The organism is Cellvibrio sp. (assembly GCF_039207905.1).
In the GTDB taxonomy this organism is placed as follows: domain Bacteria; phylum Pseudomonadota; class Gammaproteobacteria; order Pseudomonadales; family Cellvibrionaceae; genus Cellvibrio.
This window is the reverse complement of record NZ_JBCECX010000011.1, coordinates 1,774-23,630: the sequence shown is the minus strand read 5'-3', so window position 1 is coordinate 23,630 and position 21,857 is coordinate 1,774. Positions and strand designations below refer to the sequence as shown.

The window sequence follows — 21,857 nt, the reverse complement described above, 5'->3', positions numbered from 1 at the left end:
CGGAGTTACGGTATGGAATTAAAACTTGAGGATTTTCGCCGCGAGTATACGCAGGGCGGGTTGGATTTTGCGGATCTGGCGGCTAGTCCGTTTGAGCAATTCAATCAATGGATGGAGCAAACCATCAAATCCGGTATTCCAGATCCTAACGCCATGACCATCGCTACGGTTGATGCAAGCGGACAGCCTTCGCAACGGATCGTGTTGTTAAAGCATCTTGATGAAAAAGGATTTGTGTTTTATACCAACTTGAATAGTCGTAAAGCGCAGGATCTGAAACAGAATCCAAAAATTAGCTTGCACTTTCCCTGGTATTTTTTGGAGCGGCAAGTAAAAGTCTGCGGTGTTGTTGAGCAGTTGTCGGCAGCCGATGTGTTGAAATATTTTATCTCGCGCCCGCGTGAAAGCCAGTTGGGTGCTTGGGCTTCACACCAGAGTCGGCCGATTTCATCGCGTGCCTTGTTGATGCAACAATTTGAGGCGATGAAAAATAAATTCGCCAAGGGTGAAATTCCGCTGCCGGATTTTTGGGGTGGCTTCCGCGTTAAACCTCATCAGATCGAATTCTGGCAAGGCGGTGCGGCGCGCCTGCATGATCGCTTTGAATATAATTTGCAAGCCGAGGGTAGCTGGGCAATTCAGCGACTTGAACCATGATGAAATTTATTGCCTTAACCAACGCTGGCGGCGTGGAAAATTTACAGCTGCAGGCGATGGAGATTCCTGAACCTGCTGCTGATGAGGTATTGATCCGTGTTTACGCTGCGGGGATTAATCGCCCCGACATTATGCAGCGGCAAGGTCTATATCCGCCGCCTGCGGATGCATCGCCTATTTTAGGTTTGGAAGTGTCGGGCGAAATTGTTGCCTGTGGTGCAGAAGTAAATGATTGGAACGTTGGTGATAAAGTTTGCGCCTTGGTGAATGGTGGCGGCTACGCTGAATATGCGCTGGCTCCTGCAACCCAATGCCTGCCTATTCCTGAAAGCTTTTCTTACGTACAAGCTGCTGCGTTGCCAGAAACTTTTTTTACCGTGTGGCATAACCTGTTTCAACGCGCGCAATTAAAAGCGGGCGAGATTGTATTAATTCACGGCGGTTCGAGTGGCATAGGTACTGTGGCCATCCAATTGGCGCGCGCGTTTGGTGCCAAAGTATTTGCCACAGCGGGTTCAGCAGATAAATGTGAAGCTATTGAATCCTTGGGGGCGACAGCGATTCATTATCGCGATCAGGATTTTGTAGCAGTTATCAAGGAGAAAACCCAAGGGCAGGGCGTGAATGTGATTCTGGATATGGTGGGTGGTGATTATATCCAGCGCAATTTTTCTGCTGCTGCAAAAGATGGTCGCATAGTGAATATCGCGTTCTTACAAGGCAGTAAAACCCAAGTGGATTTTATGCCGCTGATGCTAAAACGCCTGACGTTTACCGGTTCTACCTTGCGTGCTCAATCTGCGCAATCAAAAGCACTCATTGCAAATGAGTTGAAGCAAAAAGTCTGGCCATTCCTCGAAAATAAAACCATTGAGCCAGTGATTGATTCGGTATTTCCTTTTGCGCAAGTTGCTGCTGCCCATACACGTATGGAATCTAGCGAACACGTGGGAAAAATTATCCTGGATTTTACGTTACAGTGAAAATAAATATGGCAAATAAAAATCGTCGTCCGCTGGATGGCATTCGCGTCATTGAAATAGGGCAGTTGCTCGCCGGCCCTTTCGCCGGTTGTATGCTCGCGTATTTTGGGGCGGAAGTAATAAAAATCGAGCCACCTGAAGGGGATCCTATCCGTGGATGGCGTGTATTGGAAAATGGTACTTCCCACTGGTGGCGGAGTATCGGGCGCAATAAAAAAAGTATCACACTGGATTTAAAAAAATCCGAAGGCCAACAACTTGCGCGGCAATTAATTGATAGCGCCGATGTGGTGATCGAAAACTTTCGCCCTGGTGTAATGGAAAACTGGGGCTTGGGCCCGGATGAAATAAAAAAATCGAATCCTAAAATAGTTTACGCGCGAATTTCCGGTTACGGTCAAACCGGTCCTTATGCAAGTAAGCCGGGTTTTGCATCTGTGTGCGAAGGTATGAGTGGTTTTCGTTATGTGAATGGTTTTCCTGACCAAGCGCCGGTGCGGCCTAATTTAAGCATTGGCGATACCATTTCCGGTATTCATGCTGCGCTCGGTATTGCATTGGCATTGTTAGAGCGTGAGCGAAATGAGGATGGTGATGGTCAAGTAGTGGATGTTGCACTCTACGAATCCATGTTTAATTTAATGGAGGCTGTGGTGCCGGAATTTTCTGGTGCAGGTGTTATTCGTGAACCTTCGGGTACTACCGTCACTGGCATTGTGCCGACCAATACCTATCGCTGCAAAAATGGAAAGTATGTCGTGATTGGTGGTAACGGCGATTCCATTTTCCAGCGGTTGATGGAAGTGGCTGGGCATCCGGAAATGGCGAATGATCCACGCATGGCAAATAATGCCGGGCGTGTTAAGCACGAAGTGGAAATTGATAATGCGCTAGCAGCCTGGTGCATGAGCAAAGATGCGGATGATATTTTGCAATTGCTGGAGCGAGCGCGTGTACCGGGCGGTCCGATTTATAATGTGCAGGACATGTTTGCCGATCCACATTTTAATGCGCGCGGAATGTTTGAACAGGTAGAAATTAGTGGCAAACCATTAAAAATTCCTGCGATTTTACCCAAGCTATCAGAGACACCCGGCAAAACAGATTGGCCCGGCGGTGATATTGGTAGTCACACGCAAGAAATTTTGCAGTCGGTGTTAAATCTATCGCAAGCCCGTATTGATGAATTAAAAACCACGGGCGTTATTTAAGGTACATTCATTAAGGTACATACAATGACTATAAAACCCGGTTTATATCGCCATTACAAAGGCAATGATTATTTTGTCTTTCAAGTGGCGACCCACAGTGAAACGCGCGAACCGTTGGTGTTTTATCGCTGCTTGTACGGCGATTACTCATGGTGGGTACGACCCTTGGCTATGTTCAATGAAACGGTTGAACTTGCGGGCGAAACTATTCCGCGCTTTCGTTTTGTACGCTCACTAACCGAGCAAGAGCTTGCTGATTATTTGTCGCCGTTGGTGGAAGTGAAAAAATCGTGAGTAATGGCGAGCAGATAAATCCTGAAGATCACGCGGTATTTTCTGTGGACGACGAACACTGGATGCGCCATGCAATAGTGCTTGCTGCAAAAGGTGAAGTATTAGGTGAAGTGCCGGTGGGGGCGGTGATTGTTCAGGATGGGAAAATTATCGGTGAAGGTTTTAATCAACCGATTAGCAGTCACGATCCAACTGCGCACGCCGAGATAATCGCATTGCGGAACGCGGCGCAGCAGATACAAAATTATCGCCTTATCGGCTCAACAATCTACGTCACACTCGAGCCTTGCACTATGTGTGTCGGCGCGTTGGTACATGCGCGTATTGCGCGTTTGGTGTTTGGTACTACGGAAACTAAAGCTGGTGCGGTAGTGAGTAAATCGCAGTTGTTGGATAGCGATTACCTTAATCACAAAGTTGATTATGCCGGTGGATTAATGGCGCAGCAGTGTCAGCATCAATTAAGTGATTTTTTTGCGGCGCGGCGGGAGCAAAAGCGGAAGGAAAAACAAGAGCGGCGCGAAGCATCAGTTGATAATCAAGATCCCTAAAATGAGTAGGGGCCGCATAAGCGGCCCCATACACATACTATCCCTAAGTAGAAGTAGTCAATTTGCGTCGATTTTCCTTTCGATTCCCTGACCGCCGTTCCTCCTGCGCTAGTGCAATCCTTTGATGTCATCCGACATCGCGTCCCTAACAGGTGGGCGCATCCATTGACCTTTCCTGGCCAGCACACATCATTGTCTACTTCCTTGATGTGACCATTATCTAGTGATGGCTGCTGGCAAGATAGTCGCTAAAGTCGCTAGTTTTTGTGAGACATTGACTACAATCTAGATCGCTTGAGTATATGTAATCGACTATTTTATAACCTTATAGCAAGGGATATATGCCCGCCCAGGCAGTTTCATCCGGCTTTGCTGTGCGAAAGATTCCAGCAATTCATCCACTGGTTGCATGATCTCGGGATCACCATGCAGTTCGAAGTGACCAAATTGTTCGATGGCCAGTATGCCTTCCTCCTTCACATTACCTGCAACTATCCCGGAAAACGCACGGCGCAAATTGGCGGCGAGCTGGTTAACCGGTTGGTTTTTGTGTAGCTCCAGATTGCGCATATTCTCGTGGGTAGGGATAAAAGGTTGTTGCAAGTCGGGGCTGATTTTTAACTGCCAGTTGAAGTAGTAGGCATCGTCGCTGTGCTTACGGAATTCGCGGACCTTTTTTATTCCCTCTTTCATCTCGTGTGCAACGGCGTCGGGATTATTGACGATAATTTTGTAGTGCGATTGCGCCTCTACTCCAAGGGTATCGCCAATAAATTTATCGATGCGCGAGAAATATTCCGCCGAGCTTGCCGGGCCGGTAAAAATGAGAGGGAAAGGGATATCTTTGTTGTCGGGGTGCAATAACAAGCCGAGGATATAAAGAATTTCTTCTGCAGTACCTGCACCACCGGGGAAAACAATAATGCCGTGGCCGAGACGCACAAATGCCTCAAGGCGTTTTTCAATATCGGGCATGATGCTCAGTTGATTAACAATCGGATTGGGAGCTTCTGCCGCAATGATGCCCGGCTCAGTAATACCAATGTAGCGACCGTTATTAATCCGTTGTTTGGCGTGGCCGATCGTTGCACCTTTCATTGGCCCTTTCATCGCACCCGGACCGCAGCCGGTGCAAATATCCAATCCACGCAAACCTAATTGATAACCAACTTCTTTGGTGTAGTCGTATTCGATGCGGTTGATGGAGTGGCCGCCCCAGCACACAACCAGATTAGGGTCTAATCCTGCTTTTAATAAATTGGCATTACGCAGCATGTGGAATACGGCATCGGTAATACCTTCTGCGCTGCGGACATTGAATTTTGGATTACCGCTAAGTTCATCGTTGTTGTAAATCACATCGCGCAATACGGTAAATAAATGTTCGCTGATACCGCGAATCATTTTGCCATCGACAAATGCATTCGCAGGTGCATTTTTAACAGCGAGTTTTATACCGCGTTCTTCCTGCACGATGCTGATATCAAAATCTTTGTAGCGCTCCAACAATTCTTTGCCGTCATCGAGGTCATTGCCAGTATTAAGTACAGCGAGCGCGCAGCTGCGGAATAATTTATACAGGCCGCTTTGGCTGGAGTCCAACAGTTTGGCAACTTCAACTTTGGATAACACATTTAATTGATCAATCGGGGCGATGATGGCGCTAACGGTTTGATATTCGCCAGCTTCTTGGTGGAAGGGTAGATCGGGGTTCAAGTTACTCATTAGTATTCCTTAGCATCACTGATGCAGTGGTTCCGGTAGGTCGCTACATAAACCAAGTGTAGTGTTATTTTGCCGTTTGTGCGCATCGGGGTGCTTGCCCAATTGAGTAATTGTCAGCAATATTGCATATCGATAAAAGTTTTGAGCAAAAATTAAACAAAGTTTCCCGTAGAAGAGAATCCTTATGGAATATTTACCTTGTGTTGAAAAACTGAACCAACCGCAATTACCGGTAACTGCCAGTGTTATTTGGTTGCATGGCTTGGGCGCAGATGGCAACGATTTTGCGCCACTGGTGCCCGAACTGCGGTTGCCCAAGGATTTATCAGTGCGTTTTGTTTTTCCTCATGCGCCGCATATTCCAGTCACCATCAACAATGGTTATGTGATGCCGGCTTGGTACGATATTTTGGAAATGAATCTGGATCGCAAGGTTGATGAAGCGCAACTGGTTGCCAGTGCGGATGCAGTGCAGAATTTGATCGAGCGCGAGCTTGCGCGTGGTGTGCCCAGTGAAAAAATTATTCTGGTTGGATTTTCGCAGGGCGGGGCAGTGGCCTATCAGGCAGGTTTAACCTATGAAAAACCTTTAGCTGGGTTGTTAATTTTGTCGAGCTATTTTGCTACCCATGCGACCGCCAGCATTCATCCCGCAAACCAGAAAACCCCAATACTGATTCAGCATGGCACGCGCGATCCAATTGTTAACGAAACTTTGGGTCAGCGCGCCTATCGCTTTTTGCAGGATCGTGGTTGCAGTGTAAATTATGAATCTTATCCGATGGAGCACACGGTCTGCATGGAGCAAGTTGAATCCATGTCACGTTGGATTCAAGCTGTTTTAAAATAAATATTGTTGCTAAAGCTGTTATTCAGTCAAACAGGCTGGATCAAACAGGTATTCATCGTTCAGCCAGGCAACAATTTCCTGTGCGTAAGGATTGCTGCCAAAGCGCTGATAGGTTTCCCGCAATATTTGCCGTTCAGTTGTCGTCAGGTTTTTTAAGCCGCAATCTTGTAATTGCTCAATATCATTTTGTAATTGCTTTGCGAGAGCGGTGCCGCAAAGGTCATTACAAATGTTGGTAAACGCGGACGCAGGCGAATAGTTTTCTTTTTCGCGATACGCCAGCGGCAAGCTGGCTAGCGGAATTTGTGAAAGCCAGGCTTGATTCATTGGGTTTACGGCGTGCCCTGCTACTTTGCCTGTTAATTGGCTGTGGTCTTTGTCGAATGCACGTAATTGCAGCAGGTTGGATTTTACTGCTCCGTCGTTAACGGGGTAGTTGTCCCACAAAAAAGGCTTGCGGCCAATCAGCTCAGTCACTTGAAGTAGATGCTCAGTTGAGTAGTTTGGCGAGCAGACTTTTTCTCCCGTCCAGAATATGTCTATACCTTTATCCAATTGTTGGGCAAAAGTGCGCCAATAATTTTCCGGCATAGCACCAAATACTTTTTCCAGTACTGGATCAAAACTGTAATAGGTTGGGCAGAAAATTATTTTTTTTGCGTTGCTAATTGCTGCGGCTTGATGGGCGATGTCGGTTTGGATCTGCGCGAGGCCGGGAATATCGCCACGCATATCGTCAAATAAAATACAGAGAATGTCGGGTTCAAGTTGATTGATTTGCCGAATGCGTTGATCCAATTGCGCGCGTTGGTTATTTGATTGATTGAGATAAATTTCATGGGGACTGAGGCCGATACCAAATTGAACGCCGGCAGCGTGATAGGTTTGGCGTAATTCCAGTAGTGCTTTTTTTTCAGCGAGCGGCCAATCGTCTTGCCAGTGTTTGCGCAAATGTTTGTCGCTTTTTGGTGCGTAGATGTAAAAGCTGTACTGATTTAGCGCAAGAAACTGCGCATAGTTTTTTCGAATATCCCAGCTCCAGCTGCGGCCAAAAAAGCCCTCTATAATTCCGCAGGGCGTTACATCGTTGTTATTTGTTTGCATGAATAAATTACTGGCTCGATGATCAATTATGGCGATAGTGTTTTTACTGTTGGGTCAGCGGGTTTTTGTAGTGAGCACGCAGGGAATTCGCCATCGGCAAATACTGTGCTTTAATTGACACTCAAAACCCATCTGCCTATCATAGCGGCCTTTTTGAGCAGCGCAATTCACGCGGATTTTGGGTAAATTTTGTGTGATTTCTTGATGCCGGTTGCTGATGCCATTTTTATTAATTTCGGTGCATTCGCAACTTCCAAGTTTGGTTTGCGCTGAAAGGCTTAATCCTAGGATGGCGAGCATACAAGTTTGAAGCTGGTAGGAAGTTTATCCTTTCTGCTTGTTGTCTTAAGCGTTGTCTGAGTCGGGTCGGGCTCGAGTTTAATAGAATAGAAATCAACCACTTTGTTTAGGTATACCACCTACGCATTTTATTTGCGGAGTAGAAATGACTAATCCTGATGTGCGTCCTACCGATTTGCCCTCCTGGAAAACCCTGACTGCCCATGCGGCCCAACTGAAGTCACAACATCTGAAAGACTTGTTCGCCGCTGACGACAAACGTTTTGATAAGTTCTCGCTACAACTATCCAGCCTGCTGTTTGACTACTCCAAAAATTTAATTACTGATGAAACCAAAGCTGCGCTCTTGGCGCTGGCAAAAGAATCCAATGTTGAAAGCTGGCGCGGCAAGATGTTTGCTGCAGAGCACATCAACGCCACTGAAGACCGTGCTGTTATGCACGTTGCCCTGCGCGATAAATCCTCCAAGCCAATCGTGATAGATGGCGCTGACGCTCGTCCGGCCATTAATGCCGAACTTGAGCGTATGCGTAAACTGAGCGAGAAGCTGCGTTCAGGTGGCTGGGTTGGTTTTACCGGTAAGACTATTACCGACATCGTGAGTATCGGCATTGGCGGCTCCAATCTCGGGCCATTGATGGTCTGTGAAGCGCTGAAGTCTTACAGCGATAAACGCTTCAACATGCATTTTGTATCCAATATCGACGGCGCACAGATTGCCGAAGTATTGGAAGGTTTGAATCCTGAAACCACATTGTTTGTTATCTCCTCCAAGACCTTTACCACGCAAGAGACCATGACCAACGCGCGTACTGCGGAACAATGGTTTATGGCAGCGGCGGGAGACAAGACTGCTATCGCCAAGCATTTTGTGGCGGTGTCGACCAACCGTAAGTTGGTAACTGCCTTTGGTATTGCAGAAGAAAACATCTTTGATATGTGGGATTGGGTCGGCGGCCGTTTCTCACTGTGGTCGGCGATTGGTCTGCCGATTGTGTTGTTCCTTGGCTACGAGCTGTTTGATGAGCTGCTGCAAGGCGCTTATGAAATGGATCAGCATTTCCAAACCGCACCTCTGGCTGAAAATGCGCCGGTGCTGTTGGCTTTGGTGGGGATTTGGAACCGCAATTTCCTTGGCTATCCTGCCCACGCATTGTTGCCTTATGACCAGTGCCTGCACCGTTTCCCTGCGTATATGCAGCAGGCGGAGATGGAGAGTAATGGTAAGTCAGTGAATTGGGCTGGCGAGCAAGTCAGCTACGGCAGTGTGCCGCTGGTATGGGGTGAAGTTGGGATCAATGGCCAGCACGCGTTCTACCAAATGCTGCATCAGGGCACCGATATTATCCCTGCTGATTTCATCGGCTCTATCGCTCCAACTGTAGCTGTTGAAGGTCACCACGATGCCTTGATGGCTAACTTTTTTGCCCAAACCCAAGCGTTGATGCTGGGGATTGATGCCGACCAAGTGCGTCGTGAGCTGTCAGCTAAAGGTATGAGTGCATCGCGTATTGAAGAAATCGTGGAGCACAAGGTACATCGCGGCAATCGTCCAACCAATACCTTCCTGCTGAATAAGGTGGATGCGCGCTCGCTGGGTGCCTTGATTGCGCTTTATGAGCACAAAATTTTTGTTCAAGGTATCATTTGGCGTATACATTCATTCGATCAATGGGGCGTTGAGTTGGGCAAAGTGCTTGCCGCTGGTATCCAGCCTGAGTTGGATCTGGCCAAAGAGACCAATCCCAAGCACGACGCTTCTACCCGTAATTTGATCGATTTCTACAAGCGCGCCAAAACGGTCTAAGGTCGCGCAGCTGTAGAGTGCAGAAGCATAAAGAGTGCAGAGATAAACAAACTAGAGCGCCGGGCAATGCATCCGGCGCATTGTGTGCAAACCTCCGCGTTTGCGATAGATGCAGCCCAAGAGCAATGGTATCCCAATGACTGACGTATTAAGCACAGATCCAAGACTGGTTGAAATTACCGAGCGAATTATCGCCCGCAGCCGTGACTCTCGCGCTGCCTACCTGGCGCGGGTCAACAAATTCCGCAGTAAAGGGCCTGCTCGTCATCATCTGGGATGTGCCAACCTTGCCCATGGTTTTGCTGCTTGTAACGCATCGGATAAAGAAGCCTTGGCCGAAGGTCAGGCACCTAATCTGGGTGTGGTTTCCTCTTACAACGAGATGCTTTCCGCTCACGTTCCTTACGGTGAGTATCTGGAGCCGATCAAGGCTGCCGCGAAAGAAATGGGTATGACCGCGCAAATGGCTGGTGGTGTACCGGCGATGTGTGACGGTGTGACTCAGGGCTTCCCGGGTATGGAGCTGTCGTTGTTCAGCCGCGATGTAATCGCGATGAGTACTGCGATTGCCCTCTCGCACGATATGTTTGATGGTGCTATCTGCCTTGGTGTGTGCGACAAGATCGTTCCTGGTTTGATGATGGGCGCGTTGTCATTTGGCCAATTACCGATCATCTTTATCCCTGCGGGCCCAATGACTCCAGGTTTGCCGAATGCTGAAAAAGCCAAGGCGCGCCAATTGTTTGCCGAGGGTAAAGTGGGGCGCAAAGAGTTGCTGGCAGCTGAAAGCGCGTCTTATCACAGCGCTGGTACTTGCACATTCTACGGCACTGCCAATACCAACCAGATGTTGATGGAGATCATGGGTATCCATCTGCCGGGCAGTACGTTTATCAACCCTTACACTCCAATGCGCGAGGCATTGACTCGTGCATCGGTTCATCAGCTGGCGCGTATCACACGCGATGAATTGGTAACTTTGTCGGACATAGTGACCGAAAAATCCATCGTTAACGGTATCGTTGGTTTGATGGCTACTGGTGGTTCAACCAACCATGCAATGCATATAGTGGCGATTGCGCGTGCCGCTGGTGTAGAGATTAATTGGCAGGATTTGTCTGATATTTCGGATATAATCCCGCTTATGTGCCGTATTTATCCAAACGGTTTGGCTGACGTAAACCGCTTCCAGGCCGTTGGTGGTATGGGCTTCCTGATGCGTGAACTGCGCAACGCTGGCCTGCTGCATGACGATGTGAAAACTGTGATGGGCGGACATGGCTTGGCTGCTTATACCAAAGAGCCGTTCCTGGAGAATGGCGAAGTGGTGTGGCGCGAATCAGTGACCGAGAGTCTTGATGATGCAGTATTGCGTCCAGTTGCCAAACCTTTCGCACCGGAAGGCGGTATGCGCTTGTTGAAAGGTAATATTGGTCGCTCGGTGATCAAAATTTCTGCAGTTAAACCGGATCATCGCAAAGTAGTTGCGCCAGCTATAGTGTTCCACAGTCAAGAGGAGCTGCAGGTCGCCTTCAAACGTGGTGATCTGGAGAAAGATTTTATTGCTGTTGTGCGTTTCCAAGGGCCGAAGGCGTGCGGTATGCCAGAGTTGCATAAACTGACTCCGCCGCTGGGCGTGTTGCAAGATCGCGGTTTCAAAGTGGCTTTGTTGACCGATGGCCGCATGTCTGGCGCCTCTGGTAAGATTCCCGCTGCGATCCACATGACACCGGAAGCCTTGGATAATGGCCCAATCGGCCTGATCCGCGATGGCGATATGATTGAATTGGATGCTGAATCCGGCACATTAAAACTGCTGGTCAGTGAGGAGGAGCTAAGCTCTCGCCAACCTGCCCAATGTGATTTATCAGCAGTTCACTATGGTATGGGGCGTGAATTATTTGCGCCACTGCGTGCCACGGTGGGCTTGGCTGAAGAAGGAGCTACTGTATTTAACTGGTAATAACCCGTTAAATCCCGGACCCCGGACTTGTGTTCGGGGTCTTCGTTTTTAAAAAAAGTAAATCCACTGTCTAGATTCACAAACAGGATTACCCCACATGCTTGAAGCATTTGATTTTGTCATCTTTGGTGGCGCTGGCGATTTGGCCCTGCGCAAGTTGATCCCCGGTCTTTATCGCGCCCATCGCGAAGGTTCATTGCCTGCCGGTTCACGCATTATTCCGACCTGCCGCAATACCCAAATGGTTGCCGAATACAAAGACAAGGTGCGTGAAGCCGCTGAAAAGCACTTGAACGCGGATGAATTTGTCGCTGCCGATTGGGATGACTTTGCCAAACGCTTGTTCCCCGTATTCGTTGATATCGGCACCAAGGATGAGCACTGGGATGCTCTCGCACAATTGCTTAACAGCGGTGGCAACAGCCAGCGCGTGTTCTATCTCTCTACTCCGCCGTCTGTATTCAGCATCTGCTGTAAGCATTTGCACGAGACTGGTTTGATCACCGATCACTCGCGTGTAGTGGTGGAAAAACCATTGGGTTACGACGCTAAAACAGCGGAAGAAATTAACAGCCAGATCGCTGAATATTTCAAAGAAGATGCAATTTTCCGTATCGACCATTACCTCGGTAAAGAAACTGTACAAAACCTGCTGGCGTTGCGTTTTGCCAACGGTATGTTTGAGCATTTGTGGGATGCCAAATCAATCGATCACGTACAGATCAGTATTTCTGAAACCGTAGGCCTTGAAGGTCGTGCGAGCTTCTATGACGGCGCTGGTGCATTGCGCGATATGGTGCAAAACCACATTCTCCAGTTGCTGTGTTTGGTGGCGATGGAATCACCAAACAAAATGACTGCCGAGCGTATCCGCGCTGAAAAATTAAAAGTGCTGGAAAACCTGCGTCCGCTGACCGGCAATACCGTTAAGTACAACACCGTACGTGGCCAATATGTCGCCGGTGAAATGGGTGGTAAACAAGTTCCAGGTTATTTGGATGAGTTGGGCCAAGCGAGTAACACCGAGACGTTTGTTGCCATCCGCGCTTACATTGATAACTCTCGTTGGGCCAACGTGCCGTTCTATTTGCGCACCGGTAAACGCATGAAGCAACGTTTTGCCGAAATCGTTATCCAATACAAAGATGTTGCGCACCGTGTGTATCCGGAATCGGCAGGTGCATCTACACCTAACCGCCTGATTATCCGTCTGCAACCGGAAGAGAGTATCAAGATCATTATGGTGTCCAAAGATTTGGAGAAGCACGAGACTCATTTGCGTCCCGTTGTGCTGAACCTGAATTTTGCTGATACCTACAAAGATTTCTACTCCGACGCCTACAAGCGTTTGATGCTGGATGCCGCCGCTGGCGATGCCAGTTTGTTTATCCATCGCGCTGAAGTTGATGCTGCATGGGCTTGGATCGATCCAATTATCGAAGCTTGGCAACGTCCCGAGAACAAGCCGCACGGCTATATGGCTGGTAGCTGGGGTCCACAGGCATCTGCACAAATGCTGGCCAGTGACCGCCGCCGTTGGTTCTCCATTGACGAAGTACTGTCAGGAGCTGATCAGGAATGGTAACTGAACGTTTATTCGAAAGCCGCGCAGAGATGATTGCTGCGCTGCAAGCGGAATGTGAGACATCATTGCGCGAAGCGATTGAAGATCGTGGCGAAGCAAGTTTTATGGTGTCCGGTGGTAGTACGCCGGAACCGCTGTACAAAGCACTGAGCAATTCAGATCTTGATTGGGAATCTGTTTACGTCGCTTTGGTTGATGAGCGTTGGGTTGATTTTGAGCACGACAAAAGCAACGAAGCATTTACGGTAAAACATTTAATCCAGAATAAAGCGGCCGTTGCTAATTTGGTTGGAATGAAAAATTCCGCTGAAACAGCAGCAGAAGGCTTGGATGATTGCGAAAGTGCCTATCAACAACTGGCACAACCGTTTGATGTGACTATTCTGGGTATGGGTTCTGATGGACATACCGCTTCATTGTTCCCGCATGCGCAGGGTTTGGATGAGTCGCTAAACGCTGAATCTACACAATTGTGTGCTGCAATCATTGCGAAACAAAGCGAAGTTACCGGTGCAATTACCGAGCGTATGACCTTAACTCTCGCCGGCTTGTTGCGCTCTAAATCGCTGGTGTTACTCATTACTGGTGATGAAAAGCTCGCCGTGTTGCGCGCAGCTCAAGCTGGCACTGACGTAAAAGAAATGCCGATTCGCGCTGTATTACAACAGCAAAAAGTGCCTGTTATTGTTTATTGGGCACCGTAATTTTTTACCGAATTCCGAATGATTTGCGTGAGTTTTTGTGCAAATTAATTGTCGAACTTTTTTGAACAACGAGGGATATACAGTGGCTTTAACTATCGATCAAATTGTCAGAGTGGCGCCAGTCGTACCCGTTATGGTGGTAGAGCGTATTGAAGATGCTGTGCCTTTGGCCAGAGCGCTTTACAACGGTGGCTTGAAGGTATTGGAAATCACCCTGCGTACTCCCTGTGCGTTGGATGCAATCAGTGCAATGGTAGAAGATTTGCCGGATGACGCCGTTATCGGTGCTGGCACTATCATCACTCCAGCTGATTTGGAAAAAGCAGTGAAAGCCGGCTCAACCTTTTTGGTAAGCCCGGGCACCACGCCAGCGTTGATCGAAGCGGCTAAAGCATCACCTGTTCCGCTGTTGGCTGGTGTTGCTACCCCAACTGAAGCAATGAATCTGTATGTGCAAGGTTTTACCCATCAGAAGTTCTTCCCTGCGGAAGCGGCTGGTGGCGTACCTATGCTGAAATCGATTGCTGGCCCGTTGCCGCAAATTACTTTCTGTCCAACTGGCGGAATTGATTTGGCAAAAGCGCCAAGCTATCTGGCTCTGCCAAACGTACATTGTGTTGGCGGAACCTGGATGGCTCCTAAAGAATTAATGAAAGCCGGACGTTGGGATGAGATTGAGCGTTTGGCCCGCGAAGCGGCCAGTCTGCCACGCGGTTAATCAAGGGGCGCCGTTTGCAGCGCCCTATAGAACAAGCATTAGAGCAGGGCGCAGCAAGTAAGCGCCCCTACAGCAAAGAATTATTGAACAGTTTATTTAGGAGAATGTAATGACTATTAGAGTGGCAATTAACGGTTACGGTCGTATCGGTCGCAATGTACTGCGTGCTTTGTATGAATCAGGCAAGCGCAGCCAAATCCAGATCGTTGGTATCAATGATTTGGGTGATGCCCACCTCAATGCTCACCTGACCAAATACGATTCAGTGCATGGCCAATTTAACGGTACTGTTAAATTTGAAGGCGATACCATGTTCGTTAACGGCGATGCGATTCGCATTACTTCTGAGCGTGACCCGGCTAAATTGCCCTGGGGCGAATTGAATGTTGATGTTGTGTACGAATGTACCGGTATTTTCACCAACAAAGAAAAAGCAGGTTTGCATTTGGCTGCTGGCGCGAAGAAAGTAATCATTTCTGCCCCAGGTACTGATGTTGATGCAACCGTAGTATTTGGTGTGAACGACAAAGTATTGAAAGCAACTGACACCATTATTTCTAACGCATCTTGCACCACTAACTGCTTGGCACCAGTTGCCAAAGTGTTGAACGATAGCTTCGGTATCGTGCAAGGTTCTATGACCACCATTCACTCATACACTAACGATCAAGTGTTGTCTGACGTGTTCCACAAAGACATTTACCGTGCGCGCTCAGCTACTCAATCAATGATCCCAACCACTACCGGTGCTGCTAAAGCAGTAGGTTTGGTATTGCCTGAATTGAAAGGCAAAATGGACGGTATTTCTGTTCGTGTTCCAACCATCAACGTTTCTTTGGTTGACCTGAACGTGTTGGTAGAAAAAGACGTAAGCGTTGAATCTGTAAATGCGGCGATGAAAAAAGCTGCTGAAACAGAAATGCCAGGCGTGTTGGCTTATGTTGATGAGCCGCTGGTTTCTATCGACTTCAATCACAATCCACACTCTTCCAACTACGACTCACTGCAAACCAAAGTGTACGGCAAGTGGGTAAAAGTATTGGCTTGGTACGACAACGAGTGGGGTTTCTCCAATCGTATGTTGGATAACACCATTGCACTTATGTCAGCCAAATAAGAGAAGCAGCCATCATGTTAAGACGTACTAAAATCGTCAGTACTTTAGGCCCTGCTTCCGAGTCCCCGGAAGTATTGGAAAGATTGATCCTTGCCGGTGTGGATGTGGTTCGTTTGAACTTCTCCCACGGTTCACCAGAAGATCACAAGCGTCGTGCAGAAACCGTGCGCGCGCTTGCTGCCAAGCACAACCGTTTTGTTGCGGTGTTGGGCGATCTGCAAGGGCCAAAAATTCGTGTTGCACGTTTTGCCGAAGGTAAAATCCATCTTAAAGTGGGTGATAAATTTGTGTTGGATGCATCACTTGAGCGCGATGCCGGTAACCAACAACAAGTGGGTATCGACTACAAAGAATTGCCAAATGATTGTAAGCCTGGCGATGTGCTTCTGCTGGATGATGGCCGTGTTGTTCTCACCGTCGATAAGATCGAAGGTCCGCGTATTTACACTACCACTAAAGTGGCTGGTCCCTTGTCGAACAACAAGGGTATCAACCGTCAAGGTGGTGGTCTGACTGCTCCTGCGCTGACTGAAAAAGATATCGCTGATATCAAAACTGCTGCAGAAATCGATGTAGATTACCTTGCGGTATCTTTCCCTCGCTCTGCAGAAGACATGAACTTTGCGCGCAAACTTATGTTGGCTGCAGGTGGTCGTGCTGGTCTGGTATCTAAAGTTGAGCGTGCAGAAGCGGTTGCTGATGACGAAACTTTGGATGGCATTATTCTCGCCAGCGACGCGGTAATGGTTGCACGCGGTGACTTGGGCGTTGAGATTGGTGATGCGGCTCTGATCGGTGTGCAAAAGCGCATCATTGCGCGTTCACGTGCACTGAACAAAGCGGTAATCACTGCGACCCAAATGATGGAGTCGATGATCAACAGCCCGTTGCCAACTCGTGCAGAAGTATTCGACGTTGCTAACGCCGTACTTGATGGCACCGATGCGGTAATGTTGTCTGCAGAAACTGCTGCCGGTAGTTTCCCGGTAGAAACTGTTGAAGCAATGGTGCGCATTATTCTCGGTGCTGAAAAACATCCAACGGCCAGTTTTGATAACTATCGTATGGATCAAGCATTCAGTACTGTTGATGAGTCGATTGCCTTGGCTTCAATGTTCACTGCTAACCACCTTGATGGTGTTAAAGCGATTATTTGCTTTACCGAATCAGGTAGTACTCCACGCTTGATGTCTCGTGTTGGTTCGCAATTACCTATTTTTGCGTTCTCCCGCCATGTGAGCACTCAGCGTAAAGTGGCAATGTACCGCGGTGTACAACCTATTGCATTCGATACCAACAGCGCTCCATGCGCAGATGATTTTGTCCGTGCAATTGATATGTTGAAGTCGCAAGGTACTTTGGTTGATGGCGATCTCGTAATCGTATCAAGTGGTGATACAACCCTACTGGGTGGTACCAACACTATGAAGATTTTGCGTGTTGGCGATCAAACTGCCTAAGCGTAAAAAATCAAAAAAAACGGCAGCTAGTCTGCCGTTTTTTTTGTCCAAAATTTAGTATCCGCAGCTGGAGTCTAATGTGAAGTTATCTCAGTCAGTCATTGGTATTTTATTCGCGCTATCGAGCATGGCAGCGACCGCGCTTGAATTGAAAGGCGAATGGCAACAGGGGGCAGTGATTCTCGGTAAGGTGCCGCAGGGAACCCAAGTAGAATACCGTGGTAAAAAGTTGCAAATATCACCAGCGGGCGAGTTTGTTATTGGTCTCGGGCGCGATGCGGCTCAGAAGGCTAGCTTCATCACGATTGACAGCAATGGTCAGCGCAAAGAACATCAGTTTGCGGTTAAAAAGCGTAGCTACAACATTCAGAAAGTAACCGGTGTACCGCAACAGACAGTCGAACCGGATCCAGCGCAGGTCGAGCGCGCCAAACGCGAAGCGCAAATGTCGGCAGATGCACGTAAAGGCGATTTGCCGCTGACTTTTTTTGCGCAGAAATTTGAATGGCCGCTAATCGGCCCCATCACTGGTGTATACGGCAGTCAACGCTTTTACAACGGCGTACCCAATTCACCGCATTATGGCGTTGATATCGCCAAACCTGTTGGCACCTTGGTGAAGGCACCAGCAGGTGGTGTGGTGACGCTGGTACATCCCGATATGTTTTTTTCTGGTGGGACATTAATTATCGATCACGGCCACGGTCTTTCATCGACTTTTATTCATTTGAGTGAAGTGCTAGTGAAAAAAGGCGACGCAATAACCCAAGGACAAACTATCGCAAAAGTAGGCAAGACCGGGCGCGCTACCGGGCCGCATTTGGATTGGAGAATGAACTGGTTTGAAGAGCGGGTTGATCCGCAATTGCTTGTTGAACCTATGCCAGCAAAATAAAAATTGAATTTTTGTTGATCCTTTTTTCAGAATTGTAATGGACTGTTTATGAAACGAGTTTCTTTGGTTGTAGGTGCTTTTGTCGCGGGTATTATTTTTACCTTGATCGCGGTGCAAGGTTCTTTTCGCGATTTGCGCTTCGCATTCTCTCCGTCATTAAGTTTCGCAAATGGCGCTACTTATATTGGCGATCTCAATGCTCAAGGACAGCTTGAAGGGCAGGGACGTATGACCTGGACGAATGGTGATGAGTATGATGGTGAGTTTCATGCTGGCTTGATGCATGGCAAGGGAAAATTTTCCTCAAAATATTCCGGTCATTACAAAGGCGATTTTGTTAGTGGTTACAGTGAGGGGCGCGGTGTTGTGGTGTATGTAGATGGCACCCGCTATGAAGGTGAGTTTGTAGCAAATCAATTTCAGGGCAAAGGCAAACTTATTTATCCCGGTGGCAATGCATACGAGGGGGATTTTGAAAATAATAAAATGCATGGTGTAGGGAAACTGAGTTTTGCTGATAAGTCTGTCTATATCGGGCAACTGGTGGATGGTGTTATTCAGGGTAAGGGCGAATTACGTCGTGTTTCAGGTGAAAAATACACTGGCGATTTTGTTGCAGGAAAGATGCATGGACAAGGTGTATTTGATGATGGCAGAGGTAACCGCTACAGCGGTGAGTTCCAATCAGATAGCTTTACTGGCTCTGGTACTTATGTAAGTGAAGATGGATATACCTATGTCGGCGAATTTAAAAACTGGCAACTAAATGGTAAGGGTGTACAAACAGACGAGAAGGGCAATCAGTGGGAAGGTGAATATCAAGATGGCCAGCTTGAAGGGCAAGGTAGTTACATCGCGAAAAAAGGCGAACAATATTCCGGCGAGTTCAAATATGGTCAATACAATGGTAACGGAAAATTAGTTGATCGTAATGGCGATATCTACGAAGGGGAATTTTCTTACGGAAGAAAAGATGGCAAAGGAATATTAATTTATAAAACACCTATTGATGGTGTGAATCGTATTGATGGTCGTTGGCGTTATGATCGTTTGGTGGATGGCGGCGATGCAGTAAAAATTTTCTCGCCGGAGGAAGTCGCTGAACATGCACTCTATAAAGAATCCGGCGAGTTGCAGCGTGCTCTGGATGCGGTGAAAGTTTCAGATCCGCAAAAAATAGAATTATACAGTTTGGTGGTCGCTGGTTACGGCACTGAAGAAGTGTTTCATCGCGAGAGTACCTTTATCGAAAAGCTTTTTAATACGCAATATGGAAATAGCGCGACTGCTATTTATTTGGCTAATAGTCAGCGCTCTCTGGCACAACATCCATTGGCAACGCGCACCAGTATCAGCGCTGCTATCGAACGCCTCGCAGAAAAAATGGATAAAGAGCAGGATATTTTCTTTTTATATATCACCAGCCATGGTTCAAAAAACAAAACCATATCGCTTAATCACAATGGTCTTGCATTTAAAGACATAGACGCAAAATGGTTGGGTGATCTACTTAAGCAAACGGGAATCAAGCACCGTGTCGTAGTGTTATCAGCATGTTATTCCGGCGGTTTTATTGATGATCTGAAAGATTCCAACACCATGGTGATGACTGCAGCGGCAGCGGATAAAACATCATTTGGTTGCGCCGATGACAGCTTGTTCACCTATTTTGGCAAGGCTTACTTTAAGGAATCGCTCAAGCCGGGTGTGGATTTTGAACAGGCTTTTTATCAGGCAAAAGAACTGGTGGCAGGCTGGGAGAAAGAGCAAAAAATCACCAAGTCTAATCCGCAAATTGCTACCAATCCTGGCGTGTTAAAACAGGTGAAACGCTGGCAGGCTCAGCCTTCGGCAGGGCTTTCGGGTGATTTAAATCCCTAATTGCACCTATAGCCCCGCAGCTCTAGAGACAGGGCTGCAAAAGGCAGTGTAAGATACCGCCCCCGGTTAACTAAGCACGACCTAAGATCATGATAGATAAAAAGTTACTCAGTATTTTGGTGTGCCCTGTGAGCAAAGGCGAACTTGAATATCGCCCTGAACAACAGGAGCTGGTGTGTTGGGAAAGTGGCTTGGCCTATCCCATCCGCGATGGCATCCCGGTGATGCTGGAGCATGAAGCGCGCAAACTCAGCGCCGAAGAGATAGAAGAGCATCACGCCTAACCGACGGTTGCCTTCTTTAAACCTTGCAGAAATTTGAATATTTAGTGGATACCTTATGAAGAGCGCTGAAATTCGCGACGCCTTTTTGAAATACTTTGAAAGTAAAGGTCACACAATAGTGGCCAGTAGTTCGTTGGTTCCTGAAAATGACCCGACCCTGTTGTTTACCAATGCGGGCATGAACCAATTCAAAGATGTATTCCTGGGCGGCGACAAGCGTTCTTACAATCGTGCCACCAGCTCCCAGCGCTGCGTTCGTGCTGGCGGCAAGCATAACGATCTCGAAAATGTTGGATACACTGCGCGCCACCATACTTTCTTTGAAATGTTGGGCAACTTCAGTTTTGGCGATTACTTCAAGCATGATGCTATCAAATTCGCGTGGGAATTTTTAACCGTAACATTGCGTATTCCTGCAGAAAAACTCTGGGTGACCGTCTATGCATCAGACGACGAAGCCTACGATATCTGGAATAAAGAAGTAGGTGTTCCGGTCGAGCGCATCATCCGCATCGGCGACAATAAGGGCGCCCCTTACGCATCGGACAATTTCTGGGCGATGGGTGATACCGGTCCTTGCGGCCCTTGTACCGAAATATTCTACGATCACGGCGCTGATATCTGGGGCGGCCCACCGGGTTCACCGGAAGAAGATGGCGACCGCTATATTGAAATCTGGAATAACGTGTTCATGCAGTTCAATCGCACTGCTGATGGCGTTTTGCATCCGTTACCTGCACCTTCGGTGGATACCGGGATGGGGCTGGAACGTATTTCTGCCGTTATGCAGCACGTACACTCCAACTACGAAATCGATTTGTTCCAACATCTATTGAATGCGGCTGCTGCGGCAACTGGCACCAGCGATATGGAAAACAAATCCCTGCGTGTAATTGCCGATCATATCCGTTCCTGTTCTTTCCTGATCAGCGATGGCGTTGCTCCATCCAATGAGGGGCGTGGCTATGTGTTGCGCCGCATCATTCGCCGCGCGATTCGTCACGGCAACCAACTGGGTCAAAAACAACCTTTCTTCCACAAGCTGGCAAAGTCTTTGGCTGAGGTGATGGGTGATGCTTATCCCGAGTTACATAAAAACCTTGCGCAGATCGAACGCGTATTGCTGCAAGAAGAAGAGCAGTTTGAAAAGACCCTCGATAAAGGTATCGCCGTTCTTGAGGATGCATTGAGCAAGCTTTCGGGCACTGAAGTTCCCGGTAAAGTGGTATTCACTTTGTATGATACCTACGGTTTCCCGGTCGATTTAACCGCTGATATCGCGCGTGAGCGCGGCCTGACAATTGATCAGGAAGGTTATGATGCGGCAATGGCGGAGCAGCGTGCCCGTGCTCGCGCAGCTGGCAGCTTTAAGGTTGATTACAATGCGGCCGGTCTTGAATTGCCTGCTAGCGAGTTTCTTGGCTACAGCTCATTGGCAGAGCAGGGCAAAGTGCTTGCTCTGGTTAAAGATGGCAAAAAAGTAGAGCGCTTGGTTGAAGGTGAAGATGGTGCTGTGGTTCTGGATCGCACCCCTTTCTACGCTGAGTCTGGTGGTCAAGCTGGCGACTGCGGATATATCGAGCTGGGCGCGAATCGTCTTGAGGTGCGTGATTGCCAGAAGCAAGGCGCATCTAGCTTGCATGTTGTCCGTGTTCTTCAGGGTGCAATTTCTGTTGGCGATACTGTTTCTTCTAAAGTTGATGCTAATGTGCGTCAAGCGACCGCGTTAAACCATTCTGCTACTCACTTGATGCACGCTGCACTGCGC

Annotated in this window: 19 protein-coding genes; 17 read left to right on the top strand and 2 right to left on the bottom strand. The window is 48.0% G+C overall.

Annotation, left to right across the window (positions count from 1 at the left end):
• Positions 1 to 12: 12 nt before the first annotated feature.
• The 5 genes from pdxH to tadA are packed head-to-tail and all read left to right on the top strand — an operon-like array spanning position 13 to position 3,696.
• Positions 13 to 657, top strand: coding sequence for a pyridoxamine 5'-phosphate oxidase (gene pdxH, locus AAGC78_RS08380; protein WP_435783611.1), 645 nt, complete (start codon positions 13 to 15; stop codon positions 655 to 657).
• Positions 657 to 1,640, top strand: a complete 984-nt coding sequence (locus AAGC78_RS08375) for an NAD(P)H-quinone oxidoreductase (RefSeq protein WP_435783731.1) — start codon at positions 657 to 659, stop codon at positions 1,638 to 1,640. Before pdxH ends, AAGC78_RS08375 begins: the two co-directional genes overlap by 1 nt.
• Before the next feature lie 8 nt (positions 1,641 to 1,648).
• A complete protein-coding gene (locus AAGC78_RS08370) occupies positions 1,649 to 2,851 on the top strand; it encodes a CaiB/BaiF CoA transferase family protein (RefSeq protein WP_435783610.1) in 1,203 nt (400 codons plus the stop codon).
• 24 nt (positions 2,852 to 2,875) lie between these two features.
• The gene (locus AAGC78_RS08365) at positions 2,876 to 3,145 is read left to right on the top strand and encodes a DUF1653 domain-containing protein (protein ID WP_435783609.1); all 270 of its coding nucleotides are present in this window, start codon (positions 2,876 to 2,878) and stop codon (positions 3,143 to 3,145) included.
• Positions 3,142 to 3,696: a tRNA adenosine(34) deaminase TadA gene (gene tadA / locus AAGC78_RS08360; RefSeq protein WP_435783608.1), complete on the top strand. Its 555-nt coding sequence runs from the start codon at positions 3,142 to 3,144 to the stop codon at positions 3,694 to 3,696. Before AAGC78_RS08365 ends, tadA begins: the two co-directional genes overlap by 4 nt.
• Before the next feature lie 312 nt (positions 3,697 to 4,008).
• Here tadA and ppnN read toward each other — a convergent pair whose 3' ends face one another.
• Positions 4,009 to 5,421, bottom strand: coding sequence for a nucleotide 5'-monophosphate nucleosidase PpnN (gene ppnN, locus AAGC78_RS08355; protein WP_435783607.1), 1,413 nt, complete (start codon positions 5,419 to 5,421; stop codon positions 4,009 to 4,011).
• Between the two features lie 184 nt (positions 5,422 to 5,605).
• Between ppnN and AAGC78_RS08350 the strand changes: the two genes are divergently transcribed.
• The gene (locus AAGC78_RS08350; RefSeq protein WP_435783606.1) at positions 5,606 to 6,271 is read left to right on the top strand and encodes an alpha/beta hydrolase; all 666 of its coding nucleotides are present in this window, start codon (positions 5,606 to 5,608) and stop codon (positions 6,269 to 6,271) included.
• A gap of 18 nt (positions 6,272 to 6,289) precedes the next feature.
• On the opposite strand, the gene AAGC78_RS08345 is transcribed toward AAGC78_RS08350, so the two are convergent.
• The gene (locus AAGC78_RS08345) at positions 6,290 to 7,375 is read right to left on the bottom strand and encodes a beta-N-acetylglucosaminidase domain-containing protein (RefSeq protein WP_435783605.1); all 1,086 of its coding nucleotides are present in this window, start codon (positions 7,373 to 7,375) and stop codon (positions 6,290 to 6,292) included.
• A 445-nt stretch (positions 7,376 to 7,820) separates the two neighbouring features.
• On the opposite strand from AAGC78_RS08345, the gene pgi reads away from it, so the two are divergent.
• The 11 genes from pgi to alaS all read left to right on the top strand — a co-directional run.
• Positions 7,821 to 9,482 (top strand): glucose-6-phosphate isomerase, encoded by a 1,662-nt coding sequence (pgi, locus tag AAGC78_RS08340; protein WP_435783604.1) that lies wholly within the window; start codon positions 7,821 to 7,823, stop codon positions 9,480 to 9,482.
• A gap of 136 nt (positions 9,483 to 9,618) precedes the next feature.
• Positions 9,619 to 11,445, top strand: a complete 1,827-nt coding sequence (edd, locus tag AAGC78_RS08335; RefSeq protein ID WP_435783603.1) for a phosphogluconate dehydratase — start codon at positions 9,619 to 9,621, stop codon at positions 11,443 to 11,445.
• A gap of 97 nt (positions 11,446 to 11,542) precedes the next feature.
• The gene (gene zwf, locus AAGC78_RS08330) at positions 11,543 to 13,030 is read left to right on the top strand and encodes a glucose-6-phosphate dehydrogenase (RefSeq protein ID WP_435783602.1); all 1,488 of its coding nucleotides are present in this window, start codon (positions 11,543 to 11,545) and stop codon (positions 13,028 to 13,030) included.
• Positions 13,024 to 13,734, top strand: a complete 711-nt coding sequence (gene pgl, locus AAGC78_RS08325; RefSeq protein ID WP_435783601.1) for a 6-phosphogluconolactonase — start codon at positions 13,024 to 13,026, stop codon at positions 13,732 to 13,734. The genes zwf and pgl overlap by 7 nt, the downstream gene beginning before the upstream one ends.
• Positions 13,735 to 13,816: 82 nt before the next feature.
• On the top strand, positions 13,817 to 14,452 hold the full coding sequence (eda, locus tag AAGC78_RS08320) for a bifunctional 4-hydroxy-2-oxoglutarate aldolase/2-dehydro-3-deoxy-phosphogluconate aldolase (RefSeq protein WP_435783600.1): 636 nt from the start codon (positions 13,817 to 13,819) through the stop codon (positions 14,450 to 14,452).
• A gap of 109 nt (positions 14,453 to 14,561) precedes the next feature.
• Positions 14,562 to 15,569 (top strand): type I glyceraldehyde-3-phosphate dehydrogenase, encoded by a 1,008-nt coding sequence (gene gap, locus AAGC78_RS08315; RefSeq protein ID WP_435783599.1) that lies wholly within the window; start codon positions 14,562 to 14,564, stop codon positions 15,567 to 15,569.
• Positions 15,570 to 15,583: 14 nt separating this feature from the next.
• A complete protein-coding gene (gene pyk, locus AAGC78_RS08310; protein WP_435783598.1) occupies positions 15,584 to 17,029 on the top strand; it encodes a pyruvate kinase in 1,446 nt (481 codons plus the stop codon).
• A gap of 79 nt (positions 17,030 to 17,108) precedes the next feature.
• Positions 17,109 to 17,924: a M23 family metallopeptidase gene (locus tag AAGC78_RS08305; RefSeq protein ID WP_435783597.1), complete on the top strand. Its 816-nt coding sequence runs from the start codon at positions 17,109 to 17,111 to the stop codon at positions 17,922 to 17,924.
• Positions 17,925 to 17,972: 48 nt separating this feature from the next.
• Complete coding sequence (locus AAGC78_RS08300; RefSeq protein WP_435783596.1) at positions 17,973 to 19,805, top strand: C13 family peptidase; 1,833 nt, start codon at positions 17,973 to 17,975, stop codon at positions 19,803 to 19,805.
• An 89-nt stretch (positions 19,806 to 19,894) separates the two neighbouring features.
• The gene (locus AAGC78_RS08295; RefSeq protein WP_435783595.1) at positions 19,895 to 20,089 is read left to right on the top strand and encodes a Trm112 family protein; all 195 of its coding nucleotides are present in this window, start codon (positions 19,895 to 19,897) and stop codon (positions 20,087 to 20,089) included.
• A gap of 55 nt (positions 20,090 to 20,144) precedes the next feature.
• Positions 20,145 to 21,857, top strand: a 1,713-nt coding sequence (gene alaS, locus AAGC78_RS08290; RefSeq protein WP_435783594.1) for an alanine--tRNA ligase, incomplete at its 3' end; no start/stop codon positions are given.